This is a genomic window from Ruminococcus callidus ATCC 27760 (genome assembly GCF_000468015.1).
GTDB lineage: Bacteria > Bacillota > Clostridia > Oscillospirales > Ruminococcaceae > Ruminococcus_C > Ruminococcus_C callidus.
Genome location: NZ_KI260314.1, coordinates 311 through 7,015, shown reverse-complemented (window position 1 = coordinate 7,015; position 6,705 = coordinate 311). Strand labels below are relative to the sequence as shown.

The 6,705-nt window shown below is 52.8% G+C and carries 7 protein-coding genes; all 7 read right to left on the bottom strand.

The window, feature by feature from the left end; genetic code table 11:
• Positions 1-43: 43 nt before the first annotated feature.
• Positions 44-1,546: a hypothetical protein gene (locus RUMCAL_RS02480; protein WP_156902390.1), complete on the bottom strand. Its 1,503-nt coding sequence runs from the start codon at positions 1,544-1,546 to the stop codon at positions 44-46.
• A gap of 81 nt (positions 1,547-1,627) precedes the next feature.
• Positions 1,628-2,368, bottom strand: coding sequence for a metallophosphoesterase family protein (locus RUMCAL_RS02475; RefSeq protein ID WP_084194314.1), 741 nt, complete (start codon positions 2,366-2,368; stop codon positions 1,628-1,630).
• 34 nt (positions 2,369-2,402) lie between these two features.
• The gene (locus RUMCAL_RS14320) at positions 2,403-2,948 is read right to left on the bottom strand and encodes a DUF3592 domain-containing protein (RefSeq protein WP_021680888.1); all 546 of its coding nucleotides are present in this window, start codon (positions 2,946-2,948) and stop codon (positions 2,403-2,405) included.
• Between the two features lie 179 nt (positions 2,949-3,127).
• Positions 3,128-3,358 carry a hypothetical protein gene (locus tag RUMCAL_RS02465; RefSeq protein WP_040646644.1) on the bottom strand — a complete coding sequence of 77 codons (231 nt, stop codon included), beginning with the start codon at positions 3,356-3,358 and terminating at the stop codon, positions 3,128-3,130.
• A gap of 13 nt (positions 3,359-3,371) precedes the next feature.
• The gene (locus tag RUMCAL_RS02460) at positions 3,372-4,715 is read right to left on the bottom strand and encodes a Sapep family Mn(2+)-dependent dipeptidase (RefSeq protein WP_040646648.1); all 1,344 of its coding nucleotides are present in this window, start codon (positions 4,713-4,715) and stop codon (positions 3,372-3,374) included.
• A 207-nt stretch (positions 4,716-4,922) separates the two neighbouring features.
• Positions 4,923-5,909 (bottom strand): 2-hydroxyacid dehydrogenase, encoded by a 987-nt coding sequence (locus RUMCAL_RS02455; protein ID WP_021680885.1) that lies wholly within the window; start codon positions 5,907-5,909, stop codon positions 4,923-4,925.
• 24 nt (positions 5,910-5,933) lie between these two features.
• Entirely contained in the window at positions 5,934-6,509 is a 576-nt protein-coding gene (locus tag RUMCAL_RS02450) for a hypothetical protein (protein WP_021680884.1), read from the bottom strand.
• Between the last annotated feature and the right edge of the window lie 196 nt (positions 6,510-6,705).

Here is a 6,705-nt window from a genome sequence, read left to right as displayed (position 1 = left end):
TGTCGCACAATCTTTGTGCGGTATTGCCGTAAGAGTGTATCCGTTACTGCACTACCGATTCCCAGCTTGTGGGCAAACCGGCACTTTTCTGTGCAATATACAGCAATGCATAGTAAATATCTGTGGAATCCAGTGCATCGTTTTCATCAATATCTGCCGCCAGAAAAGCCGCACCCTCCAGCAGATCCTCCCGAATGCCGGCGGAACTCTTGGCACAGGAGTACAGCATCTCGAACAGATCCTGTGTGTCCACACTGCCGTCGGCGTTGACATCGCCCTTTTCGTAGGTGAGCAGTTCTGCCTGCATGGTCAGCGTGTACTCCTGATCGGAAAAAGCAGAGTAGCTTTTATTTTCCACTTTCACATAGAACGTGCCGCCGCGAATCAGAGCCGTGTCACTGGTGGTCTTGGTTTGTTCCAGTGCAGCCTGCATGGTGAGCACCGGAGTTTTCCGCAGGGAACCGGCTTTTTCGTCGTACTGATAGCAGGTCACAGTCCACGCATTGCCGCTTTTGCTGAGGTTGTCCGGCAGGGCATGCTCCAGCGTCAGGGAAAACTGTGCGGCACTGTCTGATGTGACCTTGTAGAAATCGGTGTCGTTGACGGAAACCAGTTTTCCGGTGACAGGTGCATTTACCGGCAGAGTGTCGGCATTGGCGGTGGTATCGTTGGGTTCGCTCTCGTAGGTGTCACCGGTGGGGGTGAAATCCACAGTCAGCTGGTATTGTTCCGCATATTTCCAGTTGTTTGTCAAGGTGTTGTCTGTCTTCACCTGCACGTAAAATATTCCCGCGTTGAATCCCTGTTCCGGAATCGTTACCGAAGTGCTGCTGTTTCGCAGGGCAGCCTTGCCCACCGGTTCCTGTGCTTCATTGTATAGAATTATGGTGCAGTTCGCAGTGCTCTGGTCAGGATTTTCCAGTGTGACAGAAATTTTTCCCGCCTCCTCTGTGGAAAACGTATAGCAGTCGGCATCATTGGAATCGCTGAAAACGCCTTTGCAGGGGGTCGCCAGTGCAATGGGGTTGGCGGTGTTAAAATTGCCGTTGGGTTCCAACTCATAGCTGCTGTCAGCGGTCCACTGGCTTTTCGGAGTGAAGTTTGCCGTCAGGGTGTAGGCACTCTTTGGCGGGTAGGTGTCATACTCCGGCTTCACAGAGAAGTAATAGACACCTGCTTTCCAGCCGTCAGCCGGAAACTGTATATTTTCTGCAACATAGTCATCCTGAAAAACGGTCGTGCCGTCGGCGGTGTAAAAGGCAACGCGATAGGATTCCCCGAAGCCTGAAACCCAGTCCGCAGTCATGCCCATTTGGAGTGTGCCGTCCTCCGGCAGGGTGATCTTGTAGTAGTCCACATCACCCTCGGCGGAGATCTCTCCGGAAACTGCTGTATTCAGGGGCAGTTCTTCCGCGGCGGCGAGGGTATCGTTTTCTCCGGCAGTGTCTGCGGTTTCGGCTGTCGCGGAAAAGGAAGCCGTCAGGCAGCTGATGCAGAGCATGCCGGCGAAAATGGCGGCAAATCGTTTTTGCTTGCTGGTTTTCATAAAAATAATCCTTTCTGTGGCAGACATTCAGTGTTTCCCTTAGTATACCACAGAAAGGTTAATTCGGCATGGAGCCGTGGGTTAAATGTTGGTGAAAAGTGAATCCGGCTCCTGCGGAAGCTGCGGCTGAAATCCGTTTTCCGTCAGCTGTACAATGGCATCATAGAGGATCACATGCCGCGGGTCGCACTGCTTGGACAGGTGATAGTGTCCGGAGAACCAAAGGCGGAAATTCAGCTTTTCGTCCAGCTCCTGAAAGAAATCGGTCAGCCGGTTCTGGGGATAATTCCACTCTTTGAACAGCTTTTGCTGCATTTTTGTGGAAAGGCAATGGCTGATTACCACGTCAACATTCCAGTTCACATGCTCCAGTGCCTCTCTGGCATGCTGCAACTCCGTTTCGGCGGGGAGTTCTTCCGCCCACCACGACACGCCTGCCCTGCGGTATTCTTTGTCACGGCTTTCTGCACCGCCCATGGTGAAGATGCGGCGGTTTTCCAGCTGAAATACCTGTCCGCGGCAGAGATGAAAAATGTGAGGCGTGATCTTTTGGATTTTGCCGCCGTGCCATTCCGTGGCGGGATATGTATGCAGCCGGTCAAAATTTTCGTGGTTGCCGTCCACCCATAGGGTTGTCCACGGTTTTTCTTCCAGCCAGTTCAGCCAGCGGCGTTCTTCGGCACAGTCCTGCCAAACCAGCCCGAAATCGCCGCAGATGATGACAAAATCTTCGCGGGACAGCTGCGGCTGCATGGGAAAATTGCTTGCGGAAAGCTTTTGAATGTCACGGCTGCCGTGTATATCTCCAGTTACAAAAATCAAAGAAATCCCGTCCTTTCAGGGCAATGCCACTGCCTTAGAATAAAACTACGCCCAAAGCTGCCAGCACCAGCAGTCCCACGCCGACACAGAGCAGTACAACGCCTGCCACGCCGGCGGTGGAAACCACGTGTTCTACGTAGGCACGCTTGGGATTTTTCGGGTCATAGACTACCGGCAGTGTGTTGCCCAGTCGCCACAGTTCTCCGGCAGCAGCTTCCAGACTGTGAACCGTTCCGGTCTGCTGTATGTGGAAAACGTCGTTCCGGACAGCAATGCGGGTTTCTCCGGCAGTGCCGTCTGAAATGGGGACAACTTTTTTGGAAACAGCTATACCTTTGTAATGCCGGTAGGCAGTGTAAGTTTCACCTGCCGCCTGAAATTCCACCACCGGTGCGATCGATGTACCACAGCCGCTGCCCCTGCGTTGCAGGCGGTAGCGAACTACGGTGCCGGTGGTGCGGGCAGAACATTTCCGCCGGAGCATGCCGGTGTGCTGGAAAAATGGGATCGACAGCAGGGCAGTCAGGATCCCTGCACCGCCAATGGCAAGGCAGGCAATGAGGTTGGGTGTGAGTGTCATGGTTTCTCTCCTTTTTAGTAGAGAATGCTTTTTCTGATCAGCTGTGTTACAACAGGACTGCGTTCAGATAAGATTCCAGTGATAATTTTGAAATAGGTCAAAAGCATGGAAGCTTCCTCTTCATGTAATGCCAGCGACAGATGATTACAGAAAAGGGTTAGATAAAGTCTGATATTATATCAGATATGAAAAATATACTTGAGCCAATCCAAAAAATACTGGCATGCTTCTTCTTCTGTTTCAAACGAATTGAATGAAGTGCGTTTCCCGCGTTCTGAATAGTAAGTATACCATTTTCCATTAGATTCTTCTATGCAATATGTTTCATTTGGAAGACCGCCATTTAGGTCATATGCACGTTTGTCAATGCTTAATTCATTTAACTTTCTTTCTAACGCTTTTTTTGTCATCTTTATTCCGCCTTCATTCCCCACAGATTCGCAGAATCGCCGCTGCCATCATGCAGGTGTTCTCCTCCAGCTGCTCCAGCGGCAAAAATTCATCGTCCCCGTGCATGTGATAGTCCCAGTCGGGGTATTCCATGCCGAATGCCACGCCGCCGGCAATGTCATGCACATAGGTGCCGCCGCCAATGGCAATACATTCGCCTTTGGTGCCGGTCTGCTCCTCATAGACTGCCAGCAAGTCCTGTACAAAAGGCGTGTCCTTGGGGGTGTGATGCGGGTCGCTCTGAATGCGTGCTTCGCACCGGAATCCCTTTGCGGCAAAGGCAGCCTGTACCTGTTCCAGCACTGCCTCTTTGGTGGTGCAGACCGGAAAGCGAATATCAACACAGCCGGTGAGCATGCCGTTTTCTACGTGGAGCATGCTGCAAATACAAGTGAGGGCACCGGATTCTGTGTCAGCACAGGCAATGCCCAGACCGCTGCCGTCGGTGCAGCCGTGGGGGAACAGCTGTGCCAGAGCCTTGCAGTCGGCAAAGGCGGCATCGCTGCCTAGATAGGTCAGCAGTCCGGTAATGGCGTTGTCGCCGCTTTCCGGCGTGGAAGCGTGGGCTGCAACGCCCTTGTAGGCGAGTTTGTTTCCCTGGCAGGTAATTTGACTGCCCTGTTTTGCTGCACCGCAGAACGCCGCAGAAAGGCTCACAGAGGCATCTGCCGGAACAGCATTGGGAGCAGTGCCGGCGGAGAAGCGGACAATGGGATCTGCGGTCTGCTTGGTGAACTCCAGCCGGAGCATACCCTTTTCCAGATGAATGATCGGATAGCTGCCGTCCGGCGTGAATACCTGCGGCGGCATGGCAGCATGTGCCAGATAATAGGCGAGGTCGGTAGAGCCGTTTTCCTCATTGCAGCCCAGCAGGAACCGGACGTTTTTCCGCAGGGGAATGCCGGCGGCTTTGATAGCACAGAGAGCGTACAGCACTGCCACAGCCGGTCCCTTGTCGTCAATGGCACCTCTGCCGTAAATGCGGTCGTTTCGGATCTCGGCAGTGAACGGGTCGGAAGTCCAGTTCGCCTGTACCACCGGAACCACGTCCAGGTGGCACAGAATTCCCAGATGCGGCGGCAGCGTGTCGTCCCAGTCAGCGGCTCCCATGTGGTAGTCATAGTTGGTGCAGGTCATGCCCAGTGCGGACAGCTGTTCCAGCATAAAGTCCAGAGCCTCGGCAGCGGGCTTGCCATAGGGAAAGCCATCCTGCGGCTGCGGTGTGGCAACGCTGGGAAAGCCGATCAGTTTGGAAAGCGTATCTACGGCTTCCTGCCGGTGAGTGTGAATGTAAGTTTTAACTGCTTCAGGCAGCATAAAAGTTCCTTCTTCCTTTTCAATATATCGAATGGTAATATAAGAAACACCGAGCAAAGCTTGTGCGTAAGATGCGTAGTCAGATTTTTCGACAGATTTCTGGGCAATATGACGAAAAATCTGCACGCAGATTGCGTGCAAAGCCGTCAGGCGGGCTTTATTCAGTGTTTCCTATATGTAAGAACACGGCGAACCGTGTTTCTGTTCTCACTGCACCGGATTCAGCACAGTGCCATCCTTGAAGTAAGCGTCCAGATTTTCCAGCGTGACCTGTGCGATATTGTGCAGGGCTTCCTTGGTGAGAAACGCCTGATGCGATGTCAGTACCACGTTGGGCATGGACACCAGCAGGGAGAGCAGGGTGTCCCGCTTGACCATATCGGAGCGGTCCTCAAAGAAGAAATCCGTTTCTTCCTCGTAAACGTCCAGACCGGCACCGGCGATCTTGCCGCTTTTCAGAGCGTCCAGCAGTGCTTCACTCTCTACTAGCATGCCGCGGGAGGTGTTCAGCAGATACACGCCGTCTTTCATCTGGGCAATGGTGTCGGCATTGATGAGGTGCCTGGACTGTTCCGTCAGCGGGCAGTGCAGGGAGATGATGTCGCTCTGCTGAAGCAGCTCTTCCAGCGAAACATAGGGGAAGTCTGCGTCCGGCAGGGGATAGGGGTCATATGCTACTACATTCATGCCGAAGCCGCGGCAGATGCGGATAAAGATCTGCCCGATCTTGCCGGTGCCGATCACACCGACGGTTCTGCCGTGAAGATCGAATCCCACCAGACCGTTCAGGGAAAAGTTGAAATCACGGGTGCGGAAGTATGCCTTGTGAATTTTCCGGTTCAGTGTCAGCAGCAGCCCCATGGTGAATTCTGCCACGGCATAAGGCGAATAGCCGGGGACACGTGTCACGGCAATGCGTCCGGCGGCTGCCTGCCGGTCAACGTTGTTGTAGCCGGCACACCGCAGGGCGATCATTTCCACGCCGGTTTCGCACAGCCCGTCAATAACGGTTTTGTCCAGCGTATCATTCACAAAGGGGATCACCGCACGGCAGCCCTGTGCCAGTGACACGGAATCCGGTGTCAGCTTGTGTTCATAGTATTTGATGTGGTAGTGCCGGTTCAGCTGGTCGAACCAGACACGGTCATAAGGCTTGGTGTCAAAAAAAGCAATGCGTTCTTTTTTTTCAGACATGTGTATGCTCCTTTCAGCGTTGTTTCAAGACTCCCGATGAGCACCGGGAGAGATTCGTGGTTTCAGGTATCGGCGATACAATGCGGGAAAGCTTCCCATACTGAAATCGTAACAGAAAAACATAACGTTTGCAATGCCCAGCAGGATCCAGCCGCCGTATTTGCCGTAATCGCCCAGAGATTCCAGCAGCTCTTTCATGCCCAGTACATAGACAGACACCCAGAAGAACGTCAGCACTGCGGCATTAAAGACTGCCAGCCGGAGCAGGAATCCGAGAAATTTCCAGCGGAACCGTTCCATGCCGTTTCGTAGCAGGGGAAAATAGCCGAAAAAGAACAGGAATGCCAGTGAAGCGTCCTTGTTTGGCGTGACAAAAACGGAGAGCAGTCCCACGGACAAATAGGTCAGAAAGCCCCAGTAGCCGCCGGTTTCCAGTGTCATGATATAGATAAAGGCACTCGCCAGCATGGGCAAAATCAGATAGAACATGGGGAACACGCCTGTGAGAAACATGCAGGCGATGCAGAGTGCAGCAATGATTCCTCCGAGGGCAATATGATAGCTAAGGGATTGCGAAGATTCTTTTGGTGGTTGACGCATGATGCAATGACCTCGATTCTCTGTCAAAAAGCAGTATTGGTGGCAGCACCGTGCCTGCGGAATTCCGGAACAAGCTTTACATGATGCTGCCTTGAATAGGAGCGTGTGCACATTAGAATGACATGCACGTCTTTTCGGCAAAATTTTATGCGAATATGCTTAAGGAAACGCTGAATAAAGCTTGTGCGTAAGATGC